Source organism: Acinetobacter sp. GG2 (genome assembly GCF_000292385.1).
In the GTDB taxonomy this organism is placed as follows: Bacteria; Pseudomonadota; Gammaproteobacteria; order Pseudomonadales; family Moraxellaceae; genus Acinetobacter; species Acinetobacter seifertii.
Genome location: NZ_ALOW01000037.1, coordinates 142,371 through 159,200, shown reverse-complemented (window position 1 = coordinate 159,200; position 16,830 = coordinate 142,371). Strand labels below are relative to the sequence as shown.

Below are 16,830 nucleotides of genomic sequence, written 5' to 3'. Positions count from 1 at the left end.
TCGCCTCTATGTCGCTTTGAAAATCTTAAACAAATTGCTTAATTTCAAGCATGACAATCACATTACAAAGTTGTCATCTTTCAAATGAGTCTCTACAAAATGCGTATCCTTATTATTGAAGACGAGATCAAGATCGCCACTTATTTGGTCAAAGGATTAAAAGAATCCGGATATCAAGCAGAGTGTGTTCACTTAGGGCTTCAAGGTTTGGAAATGCTAAAAAGGGATCAATATGATTTGCTTATTCTTGATGTGATGTTGCCTGACATAGACGGCTGGAGCGTATTACAGGTCCTACGCCAGTTTTCTAAAATTCCGGTGATTTTCTTAACGGCAAAAGATCAGGTAATGGATAGGGTGAAAGGGTTAGAGTTGGGTGCAGATGATTACTTGGCTAAACCGTTTTCCTATATTGAACTATTGGCACGCATTAAAAGTTTGTTAAGAAGACAGCAATATCTGCAAGAAAATGAGCTGTCTATTAGCGATTTAAAAATGGATTTGGTTGGTCATAAAGTATGGCGTAGTGGCAACTTAATCGAACTGAGTAAAACCGAATTTAACTTATTACGTTATTTATTGGTCAATAAAGAGCAAATCGTGACGCGTAGACAAATTGGTTCTGAGGTTTGGAATATTAACTTTGACACCGATACCAACTTTATTGACGTCGCGGTACGCCGTTTACGAAGCAAAATTGATGAAGGCTATGAGTTAAAACTCATTCATACCATACGTGGCTTGGGCTATAAAATTTCGGTTAGCTTATGAACTTTAAATTACTACGTTCGCTTGAAGTCCGTATTACATTACTGGTCACGCTTTGTTCTGCCTTAATTTTATGTTCCGTCGGGTTTATGACCTATTTAGGCATTAACCAGATTTTATTAAAGCAGCAAGATAAAGCTTTAGCAGAGCGAATTAACCGTTTGGAAATTTTGCTACAAGACAGTGAAAATGTAGAGCAAATTATTGCGCGGCCTAAGCTGTATCAAAACATGCTTGGCAATCAAGACAACTTGTTTCTGCTCATCCATAAAGACAAAGCTTTAATTAATATCAATCCGCTTCATATTCAGTTACCTGAGTTTACAGAAAAAAACACTCTTCAATTTCAAGATTTAGCCAATAACCCATATCCAACTCGAATTGCTTGGAAAACCATAACGATTAATCAAGAGCCTTATTTGCTTATTGCAGGTAAACAGTGGTCGGAACGTATCAATATTCTTTTACCTTTTCAAGAAAGTCTTTTGATGTATGTGGTCGGGGGCGTGTTTGCAATCTTTGTGCTTTGCATTTTAGCGTGCCATTTAGGTTTACGGTCGTTACAAGAGCTTCGCAAGCAAACTCACTCTATTAACGTAAACCAGCTACAGAAACGGTTAAATCTCTCAAATTCTCCTTTAGAAGTTGAGTTGCTTTCAAAAGATATAAACCACATGCTTGAGCGTATTGAAAAAGGCTATACGCAGCTCAACCGTTTTTCTGAAGATATCGCTCATGAGTTCCGTACGCCTTTAAATAATTTGATTGGGCAAACCGAGATTGCTTTAACTGGCGAACGTTCGGTTAAACAATATGAAGATTTGCTGGTGTCTCATTTAGATGACTACCACAGATTAAAACGCATGATTGATAGCATGCTTTTCTTGGCAAGAGCCGATCAGAAAATGGTTCTCGTCAATAAACAAGACATAAATATCCAAGAAGTTATAGATAACCTATGCCAAATTTTTGAGTATCAAGCTGAGGAACAACACTGCCATTTTAGTTTAAATTTAGAAACCCAAAAGTTATTTGCAGATCCTGAGCTATTTCAAAGAGCAGTTTATAACTTGATTTTAAATGCACTGGTTCATGGTGGGAATAAGCGAACTATTTTTATTACAAGTAAATATAAGACACTTGATCACAAGAAAGTGGTAAGTCTAAGTGTGATAACCAGTGGTATTTCAATTGCTGAACATCAACTTGAGCATCTTTTTGAAAGATTCTACCAATGCCACTCAAGTCGAAGTGATGAGAACCAGACAGGTGGATTAGGTTTATCAATTGTCGCTTCAATTATGGATTTACATGAGGGTCTTTACCGTGTTTATAACACGGTTGAAGGTGTGTGCTTTGAGCTTGATTTTCCAGTTCTAGACACTTCAAAAATATTAAATTAAATACTTAATAGCGTTCATTAATTTTTAAAATTCACACTTTGTTCACAGCACTCTGCAGTATGGTTAAGAATATTAAATAAATATAGGAGGATCATTGTGAAATTATCATTTAAATCACTTGTTGTGAGTACTGGCCTTGCTATGGTTAGTGTAGCGCTTCCTTTTAGTACGTATGCAGACAACAACACGAAACCTGTCGCGGTTGAGTCTATTGATATTAATAAATACACAGGTAAGTGGTATGAAATTGCACATTTACCTATGTTTTTTCAGCGTAATTGTGTAGCCAATACAACAGCAAACTATTCTATTAACGCGGACAAAACCGTAGGTGTATTAAATAGCTGTACCAATAAAAAAGGTGAAATGATTTCATCTGAAGGTGTGGCTTATCCGCAAAATGAAGGTAACAGTAAATTAAAGGTGAGCTTTTTACCTTCTGGCCTCAGATGGATTCCTTTTACCAAGGGTGATTATTGGGTTCTAAGAGTAGATCAGGACTATAAGGTTGCTTTAGTGGGTGGCCCTAGCCATAAATATTTATGGATTCTTTCTCGTAGCCCTCAACTTGATGAAGCGACATACCAGTCTTATCTGCAAACTGCGAAACAGTATGGTTATGATGTTTCTAAACTTGTTAAAACTACACAGTCTAAATAGAAAATAACTGATGAAGAAGATCTTAAATTTTATTCGTAATTTTAAGATCTTCACATAAAATTCATTGCGCATTTTCTAAATTAAAAAACAGAAAAGAAATGCTTTAGATCAGGAAGAATCAATGTCTAAATTTTTTCTACGCTGGATCGATAGCTGGTCAGATTCAGAAAATGCGCAAATGGATACGTCTAGCAAATATGTCATTGAGAAGAAAATTCAATGGTTAAGAATTATTCCTTTTATTTTATTACATATCGCTTGTTTGGCTGCGTTTTGGGTCGGCGTGTCTTGGTTCGCTGTGATCTTTATGCTCGGTTTTTATTTTATACGTATGTTTGCGATTACCGCTTTTTTTCACCGTTATCTTTCGCATAAAACTTTTCAAACCTCACGTATTGTTCAATTCATATTTGTACTCATTGGAACCATGAGCGCGCAGCGCGGACCATTATGGTGGGCAGCGCATCACCGTTATCACCATCATTTTACCGACACCGATCAAGATCCTCATTCAGCCAAAGCAGGCTTTTGGTATTCACATGTTGGTTGGTTTTTAAATGAGCAAAATTTTGCCACTCGAAAAAAAGTCATTAAAGACTGGTTGAAGTATCCAGAACTAATTTTGCTTGATCGATTTTGTCTGCCTATTGTGATTTTGACGGCTTTGGCAATTTATGGTTTAGGTTCATGGTTAGCTCGACATCATCCCGAACTAGGAACAAATGGCTTACAACTTTTAGTGTGGGGATTTGTGATTTCTACTGTTCTTCTAATTCATGCAACTTTATGTATTAACTCGCTTGCTCATCGCTATGGTTCACGTGAGTTTAATACCCCAGATGATAGCCGTAATAACTTTTTACTTTCTCTAATTACGCTAGGTGAAGGCTGGCACAATAACCATCACTTTTACGCGGGCAGTGTACGACAAGGTTTTCATTGGTGGCAGATTGATATCACCTTTTATATTCTCAAAGTCATGTCTTTATTTGGTTTGGTATGGGGGTTAAAACCCGTACCGAATAAAGTTTACCAATATAAAAAAATTAAAGATCTACCAATAGAAAAAATTGAAAATGGGGAAGTGTTATGAAGATTGCCATTATTGGTTCAGGTATATCGGGGCTTTATGCCGCTTGGAAATTGTCAAAACAACATCAGGTTACGGTATATGAAAAAAATAACTATTTTGGTGGTCATACTGACACTCACGAGCTAGAGATAGAAGGCACTAAAGTCGCGGTAGATAGTGGTTTTATTGTGTTTAATGACTATAACTATCCGTTATTTACCGATATGCTAAAAAAATTAGGTGTAGAAACTCAAAGCAGCGATATGAGTTTTTCGGTAAATAATCTGGTGAGTGGGCTTCAATATAACCCTTCAAAAAAATGGTCGCTGTTTGCACGTCCGCAAAACTTTTTAAACCGAAAATTTCTGCAAATGTTGTCAGATTTACTGCGTTTTTATGATGATAATAAAAATATTGATGTGGCAGATATTGAGCCTACTTTAACCATAGAAGAATATTTAGACCAACACAAATATAGTCATGAGTTCCGTTATGAGCATCTTTATCCGATGTGCGGTGCCTTATGGTCGGCTCCGGTTGAGCAAGTAGGTCAAATTCCATATCGATTTGTGGTGAGCTTTTTTCAGCATCATCGCATGTTACAGCTAAAAGAACGTCCGCAATGGCAAACAGTCAAACACGGTTCGGCAAGTTATATTCGTGCGATTCAAAAGAACTGCCCATCTCTTGAATGGAAGTTTGCTGAAGTAAAAGCTGTGAGCCGTTCGCAAGAAAAGGTGTTGATTGAAACCGTTGAAGGACAATCACAATATGACTGGGTCATTTTTGCAAGCCACGCTGACGATAGCCTAAGTTTATTAAAAGATGCGTCATCTCTGGAACAAGAAATATTAAGCCAATTTGGTTATCAAGATAATCGAATGGTGGTTCACCGTGATCTTTCGATTATGCCTAAAAGCCGTTTGCAGTGGGCAAGTTGGCATGTACATGTAACGCCAACATCACAAGTTGAAAATGATACGTCCGCTATACATTACGGGTTTACATATTGGATGAATAATTTGCAGAACTTATCCTGCAAAACTCAAATTTTCTCTACCTTAAATCCAAATATGAAAATTAAACCCGAGGATATTTTGGTGGAACGTCAGTATCGTCATCCGGTATTTGATGCAAAAGCAATTCAAGCCCAATCACGCTGGCAAGAGATTAATGGACAAAATCGTACTTCATTTTGTGGAGCGTATTGGGGATGGGGCTTTCATGAAGATGGGGTCCGTAGTGCAGCTCGTGTTGTAGAGCAAATCTTAGTGTTATAAATATTAAAAGCAGGAGGCTTCTCAAATGTTATTAAATAAACTTGCTATAGCTCCTGCACTTATTCGTCATAGACGTTATAGCCCTAAAGAGCACCAATTCACTTCGACTTTAAATTATTTGTGGTTCGATCCAGATCAATTAAATGAAATTTCAAAAGATTGCTCACTTTGGTCTACCGATCATTGGAATGTACTAAAACTATCTGAAAATGATTTTTTAAATATGTATCGTGGCTCTATAAGGGATAGAGTAGAGAAAGCAATACTTCAAAATAACAACTCACATTTCCGACCAGACTGGCAAATCAGAGTGTTGGCTTTACCTCGATGTTTAGGTTTTCGTTTTAACTCGGTCGTATTTTATTTTGTTCTAACTAAAACTGGAAAACCTGTATTTATTGTTAGTGAAATTACCAACACCCCTTGGAATGAACGAAAAGTTTATGTTCATGATTGTACAAACCAATACAGTCACATAAAGGATTATGAAAGTTTTGATTTTAAATTTGAAAAATCATTTCATGTTTCGCCGTTTATGCCTATGCAGTTGACTTACCGTTGGCGGTTTAGTTTTTCAGATCAACAAAATGTCATTCATATGCAGCTCTTTGAAGAACAAAATCAAGTCTTTGACGCCACTATGCGTTTTGAACTTATACCCATCACATTTCCTTCACAACAATATCGATATGCTGTTAATAACAGCTTGGCGCCTTTTAAAATGCTGTTTTCAATATATTTAGAGGCATTTAAGTTGTGGCGAAAAAAAGTGCCATTTTATCGTCACCCTAAAAAGATCAAGGTAGATAAGACATGATAAAAACATTTCTGTATGGTGAAGATGACTCACTACCATTACTACTCAAAAGCCTTCTCAAATTACGTCATGGGCAGATTACTTTTCAGGGTGCATGGAATGGTACGGTGGGTGAAGTATCAGACTTGCATGCTGTGGTTGAAGTACATAATCCTTTATTGATGGAACTCATTTTAAAAAATGGCGTTTTAGGTGCAGCAGAAGGTTATATCCGTGGAGATTGGAGCAGCCAGCAACTTGTCGAGTTGATTCAGATCTTGGCGCGTAATCGAGATGTATTAGACCAGCTTAATCAAAATATGTTTGCCCAAGCGAGCCAGTTTTTTCTTAAAGCTTGGTATAAAAATAGAAAGAATTCTATAAGTGGTAGCCGTAAAAATATTGCCGAGCACTACGACTTAAGTAATGATTTTTTTAAATTATTTTTAGATCCATCTTTAATGTATTCGAGCGCCGTTTTTGAAAATGAAAATATGACACTCGAAGAAGCATCAGATTTAAAAAAAGAAATTATCTGTAAAAAGTTGGATTTAAAACCATTAGATCACTTGGTGGAAATCGGAAGTGGTTGGGGTGGTTTTGCAATTTATGCCGCTCAGCATTATGGCTGCCGAGTGACTACCATTACCATTTCGCAAGCCCAATACGATGAAGCGATTACCCGCGTAAATGAAGCAGGTTTAGCACATCGTATTGATGTGCAATTAAAAGACTACCGTTTGCTCGAAGGTAAGTTTGATAAGCTGGTTTCAATTGAAATGGTTGAAGCAGTTGGTGCACAGTATCTATCGACATATTTTGATCAATGTAGAGCACTTTTAAAACCTAAAGGTTTGGCTCTTATTCAAGCCATCACCATTGAAGATTTTCGCTATAAAAAAGCACTCAATACTGTTGACTACATTAAACGCTATATTTTTCCCGGTAGTTTCATTCCGAGTGTGAGTGTATTAACTCAAACCGCGTCTGAGAGTGGTTTAAGGCTAAAGTATTTAAATGACATTGGTCTAAGTTATGCGCAAACACTTCATCATTGGCGAGAGCGTTTTTTAGCTGCAAGGGAAGAGGTATTGGCTCTAGGTTTCGATGAAAACTTCATTCGCATGTGGGATTTCTATTTATGTTATTGCGAGGGCGGTTTTAAAGAAGGCGTGATAAGCAATGTTCACTTGTTGTTTGAAAGTACCAGTTACTAGTTCAAACACCTTTAGCAAGGAGACAGCTCATGTTATGGAATTTGCTCATTCTGGACTTACTTATCATGTTGATAAGCTGGTTACTTGCAACTCTAAATGGTCGTGCTGGAATAGTAGATGCTGCTTGGAGCTTCTGTCTGGCAATTAATATTATTGTGTCTTCTTTACTCATTTCAGTTGCTCCAGTTGAAGTAAGGCTATTTATCGGCGTGTTTAGCGGTCTATGGTTTTTAAGACTGTTTTGGCACCTGTTAAGACGTTATCAGTCTGAACAAAAAGAAGATGGTCGATATGCAAATATGCGTCAGGCCATGGGTAAGTTCCAGCATTTTGGCTTTTTATTATTCTTTATATTTCAAACATTCTTAGTGTTTCTGTTCTTTTTACCGATGTGGACACTGCTTAACGTAGAAGCAGGCCTATGGAGTAGTGAATATAAAATCGCTTTAGTGATTGCAGCTGTAGTTATGGCGATTGCTTTCATAGGTGAGCAGCTTGCCGATCAGCAGTTATACAGATTTAAGTTAAATCCGGAAAACCATGGCAAAACCATGGATCAAGGATTATGGCGTTATTCACGACACCCAAATTACTTTTTTGAATGGTTACATTGGTTTGCCTATCCCATTATTGGTTTAGCTGCAGACGAATATTTATTGTGGATTTATCCTGTGTTGATGTGGCTATTTTTATACTACGTCACGGGTATTCCATTTAGTGAAAAACAAGCAATCAAAAGCCGCGGTCAAAATTATCTTGATTATCAACAAAGAACTTCAATGTTTATTCCGCGAAGACCAAAAAAATAGGTGCTCATATGGATTTTATTGTTCATCAGTCTCTAAAAATTGTTGAAAGTGGTGTGATTCCAGATCATGCAATTAGAGCTGCAATTCGTGCTTTAAGTAAAAAGCGCTTAATTCAAGAAGGCCGTTATGACCCTGAGCAAGGGGCACAGCGCTATATGGACGTTCTTAATTTACTCAAAAAGAGTGAAATTGCTGTAGAAACAGATAAAGCAAATGAACAGCACTATGAGTTACCGACCGAGTTTTTTCAGACAGTACTTGGAAAAAGGCTTAAATACAGTGCATGTTACTTTCCAACCAAAACAACAACTTTAGATCAGGCAGAAGAGTTGGCACTTCAGCTTTACTGTGAAAGAGCCCAACTTAAAAATGGTCAACACATTTTAGAGTTAGGTTGCGGTTGGGGTTCTTTAACCTTATGGATGGCGGAAAATTATCCACGCTCACAAATTACGGCTGTTTCAAACTCCGCGACTCAGAAAAAACATATTCTCGAGCAAGCAAAGTTGAGAGGGCTTACCAATGTTGAAGTACTCACTTGTGATGTAAATGTACTCGAATTAGACAAGGGCCAATTTGATCGTGTTGTATCGGTCGAAATGTTTGAACATGTGCGGAACTATCAACGTCTATTTGAAAAAATTCAGGGATGGTTAAAGCCAGATGGGTTACTCTGGTGTCATATTTTTTGTCATCGCTTTTTGCATTATCCTTTTGAAGTAAAATCAGACTATGATTGGATGTCCAAGTATTTCTTTACTGGCGGTTTAATGCCTTCAACTTCCACTTTTCTACATTTTCAAGAGCATTTAGAACTGGCTCAACACTGGCAGTGGTCAGGTGAGCATTATATGAGAACAGCGAACGCTTGGCTTGATAATATGGATAATCAAGAGGAAGAACTTAAACCGTTATTTAAAAAAATCTATGGAAAAGATGCCAATATTTGGTGGCAACGCTGGCGTATTTTTTTCATGGCTTGTGCTGAACTTTTTGGGTTTGAGCAAGGACAAGAATGGGTCATTGGCCACTTTTTATTTAAAAAGAGACCTTTGTAATTTCTACAGCCTATCCCGGCGATAACGATATGATAAGAACTCGACGCGATGGCAAATCTAGCCATCCATTAGCCAAAATGTTCAATCGATATTATTGGTTGCAGATTGCTCTAATCGCATTATCGATTGTGGTCGGGTTGGCTTGTAGTGCTTGGGTAATTAAGGGTTCTTTACTTAAAACTGCTTTAGAACAGGAAATGGAACATTACTGGTTACGTATAGATCGTAACCCGAACGCAGATTTGCCAGATACTAAAAATTTATATGGATATCGATGGAATACCCAGATAGCACCTCAACCTTTTAAAGATATGCATTTAGAGAGTGGGGTACATCGAATCTTTATTGATGGTAAAGAACGTATGACCGTATACGGTGAGCGTAATGGACAGCATGTACTTTTGGTATTTGGCGAGAGTAACGTCAACAAGCTGATTTGGTTATTTGGACTTGCTCCACTGATGTTCAGTTTATCTGTTTTATACAGTTTTTTGTGGTGGTCAAACCGAAGAGCAAGACGCTATTTTTCCCCAATTACCCGTTTGGCAAATGCATTAGAAAATATTGATTGGGCACATCAAGACACACAAGCTTCACCTTTTAAAGATATAAATACCAATGGCAATATGGAAGCAGAGTATCTGAAACAAGCCTTGGAAAAATATCATCAGGTCTTAAGTGAGTTTATTCGACGCGAGCGAGAGTTCACTGGAGATGTAAGTCACGAACTTCGTACTCCACTTACGATTTTAAAAGGCAATGTTCAGCTTTGTCAGGCTAGATACGGTGATGATAAAGCCTTAGTTCGACTTCATAATACGATTGAAGATATGCAATTATTAGTCGACACTTTACTCGCAATTGCACGTAATACAGTAAAAAGCCTACCATCGGAAAAAAATTTCCTATCGCAAATTGTGCGAGACTTAGTTGAAAGCTTGCAAGTCATGAGTGAGAGTAAGGGTATACATATTCATATTCACACAGACTTAGCAGAACAACCGCGCTGGTTATATCCTTCTATGACCAAAATGGTTTTAGGTAATATTTTGCGCAATGCCCTCAATTACTCTCAAGGCTCACAAATTGATATTATTCAGCAAAAAAACAGTTTGATTATTGCTGATAATGGTATAGGAATTTCTTTACCTAATGATGTGAAGGTGCAAGAGCTTAGCGATTCACAGCTTTCTTTAAAAGTTAAAGGTCATGGCATTGGGTTGCAACTGGTACAGAAGCTTTGCAAACAATTAGGATGGCGAGTCGAACTGTTTGATCGGCAATACTATTTAGCTACACATCCTGAATTAGACTTAGAACAAGCAACAGGTTTAATTGTTGTGGTATATCTAAGTTAATCGGCCGAATTTTCCAAAGCAATCTTTAAACCGACACCTGCTACTGTGTGTAATAGTTTAGGGTCAAATGGTTTATCTACCATTTTTCTTAAGTTATAAATATGACTGCGTAAAGCATCACTTTCAGGTTCTTCGTCTCCCCACAGCTCCATCATAAGCTCTTGCTTGGTAACCACTTTCGGAGACTGGCGCATCAAAATTTTTAATAGTTTAAATTGAATAGGTGGTAATTCAATATTATTTCCAGCGCGAACTACGGTTTGAGTTGCGCTATCAAGAATTAAATCATGAATCTGAATTTTATGATTCGCGACTTCACCCGCAGCTCTCTTAATTAAGGCACGAATACGCATCACTAATTCATTAAAATCAAAGGGCTTAACTAAATAATCATCTGTGCCAGCAGTAAATCCTTTAAGTTTGTCATCTAACGTATCTCTGGCTGTCAGCATCAGCACTGGAATATCAACCCCTTGTTCAGTACGTAACCAATTACAGAGGTCATAACCAGAACCATCGGGTAAATTTATATCAAGAAGTAAAAGATGATAGTGCTGTGATTTTAGAAAAGAACGGGCTGCATCTAAATTACGTGCATGATCGATGACATAACCATGCACTTCAAGAAATTCACAGACTGTTGCCGCCAGTTCAAAATGGTCCTCAACCATGAGGATAAAGTGATTACCCATAAGATTTTATTAAGCCATTAATTTAATAGTTGTTGTTTTAATTTAGCATTAAATGGTTCGCTACCAAACCAGATTTTAAAATATTGATTTGCATTTGGATTATTTATAGAACCTAGTAGTTTTTGATTTAATTTTAACTCCAGTTTTTGATTTTCATGTTGGTAATAAAGACTATATAAATCTCCGCTCTTAATTGGTCTATAAAGCTCATTAATATGATTAAGTGGAGATTTTGCATCAAATCCACTAATATTTTTCTTCAAATAGTGTGCTGCCGCCCGCTTAAATGCCCATTCGGGAATATCTCGGTTATAGCTAAAATCCATTTTTATGCTTTGGTTTTGCCAGCTTTTTAAGCAATCTTCAGCAAAGTAACTGACATTTCCTACTTTTTGACTCGTTACCATTAAAGGTGCTGAACTACATTTCTTTAGTTCAGCCGCATTTGCGTGAGATGCAATTAAAATACCCAGAAGTATTAAGATTCGGCTTTTTTGAACGGCAATATCCATTTATAAACTCCTCCAAATACAGGTAAAGAACGATAAAGACCGTTTGCTGGATCCCAGAAATCTTGTTGGAAAATGATTTTCTGTTGATCATTAATTTTGATTTGGCTAATTCCGTAGGAAGCCATAGTTTTTGAGCGTCCTAGCATTTTAAAGTCATAGGTCATATACCAATGGATATAAGCGCTATCTTGATGATGTGTTGCACTTATGAGTGTGACTGTGACGTTACTGACGCGTGTGTTCATACCCTCAAAGTGTTTAATCAAATCTTTTTTCTGAGAGAACTGTGAGAGTGTATCGTTGATATAGAGCTGATCTGCATAAAGATTACTTGCATTACTTACAAAGGATGGTGTGCCCAAAGTATTAAACGCAGCAACAAAGTGATTACCAATCTCTAGTGCTTGTTCATCATTTAATGTAACACCAGTAATTTGTTGTTCGGCTTTACCATAATCACCTGAATAACTAGGCACACTTTTGCATGCTGTTAGACCTACTAAGGTAATCAGCCCTAGGGCAGTAGTTATAATTTTCATGAATGAATCCTAGCCAACTTTATAAGATTAAATTAAAGAGGCTGTCGTGAAATTTGCGTGAATTCTTATATTTTTTGATATGCGTTTAATGGTGGCTTCTTTGAAGCAAATAGATCTTCATTAACTTAAAGTTTTCTATAGGAATAATACTTATGAAGAAAATAATAGATCTTTTTTGAAGAAGATAACATCCATATCCATATAACTAGATGAGTTGGTTTCTTCAAAACCAAGCTTATTTAATAGGTTGTGAGCAGGTAAATTATCATTTTCTGAAAAAGCGATCACATGCTTAAAATTTCGATTTTTCATGTCATCTAGTAACTTAAGTGAAGCTTCAACAATATAGCCTTTATTTCGTTGAGTTTTAATAAGTCTAAAACCTAGTTCAGCTTCTGTTTTGCCATCAACTTCACAAGTTTCAAACCCACAATAACCAATAATTTGATGAGTATCTTTTAAGACCACAGCCATTTTGCCAAAATTATACTTTTTATAATGCTCTAATATTTCAAAAAAACGAGTCGTTGCAGCTTCAGGTATTAAGTGACCATAAGGGGAAAAAGCCATAAAATCTTTGTCTTGTAACATCTCAATGACTGTAGATAAATCTTCTTGAACAAATGGTTTTAAGATTAAGCGGTCTGTTTCTAACATAAAGTTTTTATTAATTAGTTTTAAAAAATATATTTTATAAAACAGTTTATAGATTTAATAAAGAGAGCAATTTCCTTCTAGTCGCATTTAGCTTTTTATGGCTATAAAGAATAGATCAAATACAAGGACTGAAACGAATGAAAACGATTGGTTTAATAGGCGGAATGAGCTGGGAGTCTACATCGCTTTATTATCAACAAATTAATAGAACAGTTCAGAACAAATTAGGCAAGTTACATTCGGCTAAAGTCATTTTAAATAGTATCGATTTTGAAGAAATAGCCGCTTTACAATCGAAAGGTTCATGGCAAGAGGCAGGCGAATACTTAGCTCAGCAAGCAATCAATTTAGAGAAAGCTGGGGTGGATTGTATAGTATTATGTACCAATACTATGCATAACGTAGCTTCTCAAATTGAAGAGGCGATTGCGGTTCCCTTTATACATATTGCTGATGCCACAGCGAAAGAAATTTTAAGTCAAAATATCCGAAAAGTTGCACTATTGGGAACAGCTTTCACCATGGAACAAGACTTTTATAAAGCCAGATTACAAAACCATGGAATTGAGGTGATTATTCCAAATGAAACCAGTCGTAAAACAGTGCATCGCATTATTTATGACGAATTATGCTTGGGCATAATTAAGCCAGAGTCACAACAAAAGTATATGACCGTGGTAGAGGAGCTAATTGCGGAAGGTGCCGAAGGTATTATTTTAGGCTGTACTGAAATTTGTATGTTGATTGGTGATGTTAAATTTTCTGTACCGTTATTTGACACCACCACCATTCATGCAAAAGAAGCTGTCAATTTTGCTTTAGAGCAAAAAACTAATGCTAATTCTGTTGCTGATAAATCTGTATCAGTATGACCTAAACTTTTAATCCTTTTTAAAATAAGAACGAATAACTGTCCAATTCGTTGAAAGCCAGCAGATGAGTGAACCTGCTGTAACCATAGCTGTTCCTTGCCAAAAGCTGATTGATAACTCGGTTTGTAAAACCAACATGGCAAGCAGAGAAGAGATGATGGGCGTAAAGTAAGAAGCAACTACTAGCATGGTGGTGTTGCCATGAATAATGCCAATATTCCATGCTGCATAACCTAGCCCAATTGCTGTGGACGCAAAGACTAGAGATAAAGTCATATTTAAATCGAGTGATGGCAAAACAGCTTGGCCACTAAACAATAACTTTAGCCATAAAGTCGCAGCAACGCCAATAAAGAAAATAGAAATAGGATTTTGCCCTTTACCTATTTTCTTAGTCAACACACAGTAAAAAGCCCAAATAATGGCACCTATAAATGCCAAAATATAACTTAGAGAATTGCTATAAAAGTTATCGATAACTCGACTTAGACTAAAATCTCCATTTCCGGTCTGAATAAAAATAATGCCAAAAATTGAAATAATTAAGCCTAAAATAATAAATACATTAAATTTTAGCTCTTTAAAAATGACAAAAGCTAGAACCGTCAAACTTGGCCAAAGGTAGTTCACAATGCTTACTTCAATCGCTTGTTGTGCTGTTTTTGAATAAGCAAGTGCAAACGAAAAACATAGCTCATAAGCAATAAATAAAATGGCACCTAAAATTAAATATTTTTTAGAAATTAACTTAAAATTTGGCACTCTAAAAATAATAAGGAGTAGCAACGCACTTAAGGAGTAAATCAGTGTAATTCCAACATCTGGCCCGATGACGGTCGTGATATGTTTTACAAAACCCACCATTGAGGCCCACATCAGGATGGCACTTAAACCAATCAATGTTGCTAAATTTTTTGACATAAGAAATAAATGAACTTAATTAAACGCCTGAGCTACCGTGAAAGTTAAAAATAGTTAAAGTAGGTCAGGGTAAAGGAATTTTTAATTAAAAAATAGTACATTTAAAAAGCTAACTTAAAAAAATAAATCGTAAATATTTAGAATTATTTTAATTTTTCATAGGTATGAACATAGTCCTTATTTCGTTAGATAAATATAAAACCAACTTTAGTAAAGTTCGGCTGTCATTAAACGTTAAGCTTGTGTCGTGAAATGTAAAGTGGCCCATATCCTAACTGTTGTAATTTTGGTTATTGCTTTTATAGGCACTCAATAAAAAACCAAAATATGGAATAGGACATGACGTTAACGAAAGCTATACGTTTCTATGGAACAGGAACGCCAGAAGTAATGCGCTATGAAGATGTAGAAGTAGGAGATCCAAAAGCTGGAGAAGTACGCCTACGTCATGTGGCAGTCGGCCTAAATTATGCCGATACATATTTTCGTAATGGAACCTATCAAATTCCCATGCCTAATGGCATGGGCGTCGAAGCTTCAGGTGTCGTTGAAGCTTTAGGCGAAGGAGTAACTCAGCTTAAAGTAGGTGATCGAGTTACTTATACAGGTTTTTTAAATACGTTAGGTGCATATAGCACCCACCGTCTAATTCCAGCAAATGCTTTAATTAAATTACCCGAAGAAATTTCTTGTGAAACAGCGGCAGCGATGACCATGAGAGGGTTGACCGCTGCTTATCTGATGCGCCGCATTTATGACTTTAAAGCGGGCGATTCAATTTTATTACATGCAGCTGCTGGTGGTGTTGGGCTGATTGTTTCTCAATGGGCTAAATTACTTGGCCTAACTGTTATCGGTACTACATCTTCTGAAGAAAAAGCTGCGGTAGCGCGAGCTCACGGTTGTGATCATGTCATTAACTACAGCCATGAAAATGTTGCCGAACGTGTACGTGAGTTAACAGGCGGCGTTGGTGTAAATGTCGTTTTCGATAGTGTCGGTCAAACGACTTTTATGAATTCATTAGACTCACTCAAACGCCGTGGTTTACTGGTCTGCGTAGGAACAGCGTCTGGTCCAATCCCTGCTTTTGATCCGGTATTACTCGCCGTGAAAGGTTCATTGTTTGTGACACGTCCAGCTTTGGCCGACTACATTGCAGATCCTGCCGAGAAGAAAGAACTGGCAAATGAATTATTTGATCATGTTCGACATGGACGAATCAAAATTGAAATTAATCAGCGCTATGAGCTAAAGGATGCCGTGCAAGCTCATCGTGATTTGGAGGCACGTAAAACAATAGGTTCATCAATCTTTGTAATTTGAAGGGATTTCTTATGCAAATTGAACAGTTAACTTGCAATATTGGTGCAGAGCTCAGTGGCGTCAAACTTGCTGATGCGATTTATGATGATGGATTATTTGCTGAAATTCGCACACAACTACTTAAACACCGTGTGTTGTTTTTACGAGATCAGCACTTAACTCGTCAGGATCATGTTGCATTTGCAGAAAAATTTGGACAGCTCGAAGATCATCCTGCGGTAGGCAGCCATCCTGATCATCCGGGTTTGGTGCAGATTTATAAGCATCCCGAAAGTCCCGTCGATCGTTATGAAAATGCTTGGCACAGCGATGCAAGCTGGCGCAAGGTTCCACCGATGGGATGTGTGCTGCACTGTGTTGAATGCCCACCTGTAGGTGGTGACACTATGTGGACCAATATGGTCATGGCCTATCAGTCTTTACCTAACGATATTAAAGAGAAGATTGCAGACTTACGCGCTTATCACAGCATAGAAGCGAGTTTTGGTGCAGCCATGCCACTTGAAAAACGCTTGGATTTAAAAGCAAAGTTTCCCGATGCTGAGCACCCAGTGGTACGTACTCATCCTGAAACGGGCGAGAAAATTTTATACGTCAATGCGTTCACAACTCACTTCAGTAACTATCACACCAAAGACCGAGTCAGATTTGGACAAGATGCCAATCCGGGCGCAGCCGAACTACTGCGTTACTTAATTTCTCAAGCTTATATTCCAGAGTTTCAAGTGCGTTGGCGTTGGAAGCCTAACAGCATTGCAATCTGGGATAACCGCAGTACACAACATTATGCAGTCATGGATTATCCACCTTGCCACCGAAAAATGGAACGGGCTGGCATTATTGGTGACGCAACCTATTAAATCTATAGGTTAATAATTTTATTTAATTGA

At 37.2% G+C, this 16,830-nt stretch carries 18 protein-coding genes; 13 read left to right on the top strand and 5 right to left on the bottom strand.

Going from position 1 to position 16,830, the window contains the following annotated elements:
* Nucleotides 1–99 precede the first annotated feature (99 nt).
* The 10 genes from B554_RS0112960 (at nucleotide 100) to B554_RS0112915 (ending at nucleotide 10,421) form a co-directional block, all read left to right on the top strand.
* Nucleotides 100–771 carry a heavy metal response regulator transcription factor gene (locus B554_RS0112960; RefSeq protein WP_019458388.1) on the top strand — a complete coding sequence of 224 codons (672 nt, stop codon included), beginning with the start codon at nucleotides 100–102 and terminating at the stop codon, nucleotides 769–771.
* A complete protein-coding gene (locus B554_RS0112955) occupies nucleotides 768–2,171 on the top strand; it encodes a heavy metal sensor histidine kinase (protein WP_019458387.1) in 1,404 nt (467 codons plus the stop codon). The genes B554_RS0112960 and B554_RS0112955 overlap by 4 nt, the downstream gene beginning before the upstream one ends.
* A gap of 96 nt (nucleotides 2,172–2,267) precedes the next feature.
* Nucleotides 2,268–2,831 carry a lipocalin family protein gene (locus B554_RS0112950; RefSeq protein ID WP_019458386.1) on the top strand — a complete coding sequence of 188 codons (564 nt, stop codon included), beginning with the start codon at nucleotides 2,268–2,270 and terminating at the stop codon, nucleotides 2,829–2,831.
* 121 nt (nucleotides 2,832–2,952) lie between these two features.
* Entirely contained in the window at nucleotides 2,953–3,924 is a 972-nt protein-coding gene (locus tag B554_RS0112945) for an acyl-CoA desaturase (RefSeq protein WP_019458385.1), read from the top strand.
* Complete coding sequence (locus B554_RS0112940; protein WP_019458384.1) at nucleotides 3,921–5,183, top strand: NAD(P)/FAD-dependent oxidoreductase; 1,263 nt, start codon at nucleotides 3,921–3,923, stop codon at nucleotides 5,181–5,183. Before B554_RS0112945 ends, B554_RS0112940 begins: the two co-directional genes overlap by 4 nt.
* A gap of 25 nt (nucleotides 5,184–5,208) precedes the next feature.
* Complete coding sequence (locus tag B554_RS0112935; protein WP_019458383.1) at nucleotides 5,209–6,000, top strand: DUF1365 domain-containing protein; 792 nt, start codon at nucleotides 5,209–5,211, stop codon at nucleotides 5,998–6,000.
* Entirely contained in the window at nucleotides 5,997–7,196 is a 1,200-nt protein-coding gene (locus tag B554_RS0112930; RefSeq protein ID WP_019458382.1) for an SAM-dependent methyltransferase, read from the top strand. Before B554_RS0112935 ends, B554_RS0112930 begins: the two co-directional genes overlap by 4 nt.
* Nucleotides 7,197–7,225: 29 nt before the next feature.
* Nucleotides 7,226–8,005 (top strand): DUF1295 domain-containing protein, encoded by a 780-nt coding sequence (locus B554_RS0112925; protein WP_019458381.1) that lies wholly within the window; start codon nucleotides 7,226–7,228, stop codon nucleotides 8,003–8,005.
* 8 nt (nucleotides 8,006–8,013) lie between these two features.
* Nucleotides 8,014–9,063 (top strand): SAM-dependent methyltransferase, encoded by a 1,050-nt coding sequence (locus B554_RS0112920; protein WP_004700749.1) that lies wholly within the window; start codon nucleotides 8,014–8,016, stop codon nucleotides 9,061–9,063.
* A gap of 29 nt (nucleotides 9,064–9,092) precedes the next feature.
* On the top strand, nucleotides 9,093–10,421 hold the full coding sequence (locus B554_RS0112915; RefSeq protein WP_019458380.1) for a sensor histidine kinase: 1,329 nt from the start codon (nucleotides 9,093–9,095) through the stop codon (nucleotides 10,419–10,421).
* Here the strand turns inward: B554_RS0112915 and B554_RS0112910 are convergent.
* The 4 genes from B554_RS0112910 to B554_RS0112895 form a co-directional block, all read right to left on the bottom strand.
* Entirely contained in the window at nucleotides 10,418–11,113 is a 696-nt protein-coding gene (locus B554_RS0112910) for a response regulator transcription factor (protein ID WP_019458379.1), read from the bottom strand. The genes B554_RS0112915 and B554_RS0112910 overlap by 4 nt on opposite strands.
* A gap of 17 nt (nucleotides 11,114–11,130) precedes the next feature.
* Nucleotides 11,131–11,625 (bottom strand): chalcone isomerase family protein, encoded by a 495-nt coding sequence (locus B554_RS0112905; RefSeq protein ID WP_019458378.1) that lies wholly within the window; start codon nucleotides 11,623–11,625, stop codon nucleotides 11,131–11,133.
* The gene (locus tag B554_RS0112900) at nucleotides 11,592–12,164 is read right to left on the bottom strand and encodes a nuclear transport factor 2 family protein (RefSeq protein WP_019458377.1); all 573 of its coding nucleotides are present in this window, start codon (nucleotides 12,162–12,164) and stop codon (nucleotides 11,592–11,594) included. The genes B554_RS0112905 and B554_RS0112900 overlap by 34 nt, the downstream gene beginning before the upstream one ends.
* A gap of 150 nt (nucleotides 12,165–12,314) precedes the next feature.
* Nucleotides 12,315–12,821: a GNAT family N-acetyltransferase gene (locus B554_RS0112895; RefSeq protein ID WP_019458376.1), complete on the bottom strand. Its 507-nt coding sequence runs from the start codon at nucleotides 12,819–12,821 to the stop codon at nucleotides 12,315–12,317.
* 137 nt (nucleotides 12,822–12,958) lie between these two features.
* Here B554_RS0112895 and B554_RS0112890 point away from each other — a divergent pair, with 137 nt between their 5' ends.
* Nucleotides 12,959–13,693: an aspartate/glutamate racemase family protein gene (locus tag B554_RS0112890; protein WP_019458375.1), complete on the top strand. Its 735-nt coding sequence runs from the start codon at nucleotides 12,959–12,961 to the stop codon at nucleotides 13,691–13,693.
* A gap of 9 nt (nucleotides 13,694–13,702) precedes the next feature.
* Here B554_RS0112890 and yddG read toward each other — a convergent pair whose 3' ends face one another.
* Nucleotides 13,703–14,614, bottom strand: a complete 912-nt coding sequence (yddG, locus tag B554_RS0112885; RefSeq protein ID WP_019458374.1) for an aromatic amino acid DMT transporter YddG — start codon at nucleotides 14,612–14,614, stop codon at nucleotides 13,703–13,705.
* Nucleotides 14,615–14,953: 339 nt separating this feature from the next.
* Here yddG and B554_RS0112880 point away from each other — a divergent pair, with 339 nt between their 5' ends.
* Together B554_RS0112880 and B554_RS0112875 are read left to right on the top strand one after the other, a co-directional pair.
* A complete protein-coding gene (locus B554_RS0112880) occupies nucleotides 14,954–15,940 on the top strand; it encodes a quinone oxidoreductase family protein (protein WP_019458373.1) in 987 nt (328 codons plus the stop codon).
* 11 nt (nucleotides 15,941–15,951) lie between these two features.
* Nucleotides 15,952–16,800, top strand: a complete 849-nt coding sequence (locus tag B554_RS0112875; protein WP_019458372.1) for a TauD/TfdA dioxygenase family protein — start codon at nucleotides 15,952–15,954, stop codon at nucleotides 16,798–16,800.
* Nucleotides 16,801–16,830 lie beyond the last annotated feature (30 nt).

What these genes read in the sequence shown, in the direction of transcription:
- B554_RS0112905 (WP_019458378.1), bottom strand. Translation starts at nt 11,625, where the DNA reads ATGGATATTGCCGTTCAAAAAAGCCGAATCTTAATACTTCTGGGTATT.
- B554_RS0112890 (WP_019458375.1), top strand. Translation starts at nt 12,959, where the DNA reads ATGAAAACGATTGGTTTAATAGGCGGAATGAGCTGGGAGTCTACATCG.
- B554_RS0112915 (WP_019458380.1), top strand. Translation starts at nt 9,093, where the DNA reads ATGATAAGAACTCGACGCGATGGCAAATCTAGCCATCCATTAGCCAAA.
- B554_RS0112910 (WP_019458379.1), bottom strand. Translation starts at nt 11,113, where the DNA reads ATGGGTAATCACTTTATCCTCATGGTTGAGGACCATTTTGAACTGGCG.
- B554_RS0112960 (WP_019458388.1), top strand. Translation starts at nt 100, where the DNA reads ATGCGTATCCTTATTATTGAAGACGAGATCAAGATCGCCACTTATTTG.
- B554_RS0112935 (WP_019458383.1), top strand. Translation starts at nt 5,209, where the DNA reads ATGTTATTAAATAAACTTGCTATAGCTCCTGCACTTATTCGTCATAGA.
- B554_RS0112925 (WP_019458381.1), top strand. Translation starts at nt 7,226, where the DNA reads ATGTTATGGAATTTGCTCATTCTGGACTTACTTATCATGTTGATAAGC.
- B554_RS0112940 (WP_019458384.1), top strand. Translation starts at nt 3,921, where the DNA reads ATGAAGATTGCCATTATTGGTTCAGGTATATCGGGGCTTTATGCCGCT.
- yddG (WP_019458374.1), bottom strand. Translation starts at nt 14,614, where the DNA reads ATGTCAAAAAATTTAGCAACATTGATTGGTTTAAGTGCCATCCTGATG.
- B554_RS0112900 (WP_019458377.1), bottom strand. Translation starts at nt 12,164, where the DNA reads ATGAAAATTATAACTACTGCCCTAGGGCTGATTACCTTAGTAGGTCTA.
- B554_RS0112945 (WP_019458385.1), top strand. Translation starts at nt 2,953, where the DNA reads ATGTCTAAATTTTTTCTACGCTGGATCGATAGCTGGTCAGATTCAGAA.
- B554_RS0112930 (WP_019458382.1), top strand. Translation starts at nt 5,997, where the DNA reads ATGATAAAAACATTTCTGTATGGTGAAGATGACTCACTACCATTACTA.
- B554_RS0112920 (WP_004700749.1), top strand. Translation starts at nt 8,014, where the DNA reads ATGGATTTTATTGTTCATCAGTCTCTAAAAATTGTTGAAAGTGGTGTG.
- B554_RS0112955 (WP_019458387.1), top strand. Translation starts at nt 768, where the DNA reads ATGAACTTTAAATTACTACGTTCGCTTGAAGTCCGTATTACATTACTG.
- B554_RS0112880 (WP_019458373.1), top strand. Translation starts at nt 14,954, where the DNA reads ATGACGTTAACGAAAGCTATACGTTTCTATGGAACAGGAACGCCAGAA.
- B554_RS0112875 (WP_019458372.1), top strand. Translation starts at nt 15,952, where the DNA reads ATGCAAATTGAACAGTTAACTTGCAATATTGGTGCAGAGCTCAGTGGC.
- B554_RS0112895 (WP_019458376.1), bottom strand. Translation starts at nt 12,821, where the DNA reads ATGTTAGAAACAGACCGCTTAATCTTAAAACCATTTGTTCAAGAAGAT.